Origin of the sequence: Clostridium sp. C8-1-8 (assembly GCF_009928445.1) — a bacterium.
In the GTDB taxonomy this organism is placed as follows: Bacteria; Bacillota; Clostridia; order Clostridiales; family Clostridiaceae; genus Clostridium_AR.
The window spans coordinates 1-219 of record NZ_JAABNO010000107.1; the positions used below are offsets into that span (position 1 = coordinate 1).

At 26.5% G+C, this 219-nt stretch carries 1 protein-coding gene; it reads right to left on the reverse strand.

The window, feature by feature from the left end; genetic code table 11:
- Positions 1-219, reverse strand: a 219-nt coding sequence (locus GXK57_RS26295; protein WP_279285540.1) for a group II intron maturase-specific domain-containing protein, incomplete at both ends; no start/stop codon positions are given.

The following is a 219-nucleotide window of genomic DNA, read 5'->3' on the forward strand; positions in this document are numbered from 1 at the left end:
TCTTGTTCGATTATAAAACCTTTTTCTGACTAAGAAATTTATTTCACTAAAATCTTTGTTTACATGGGTGGCTATGCTATAATAATTGTGCCAACCAAGTATCATTGAATTCAGTTTTTCAATGTTAAATGTTTTAGGGTGGTTTTTAATTATCTCTATTTGTTTTCTATAATTATTTATTATTTTAGTCTTAGCTTTGTCAGATATATTGCTCTTAGC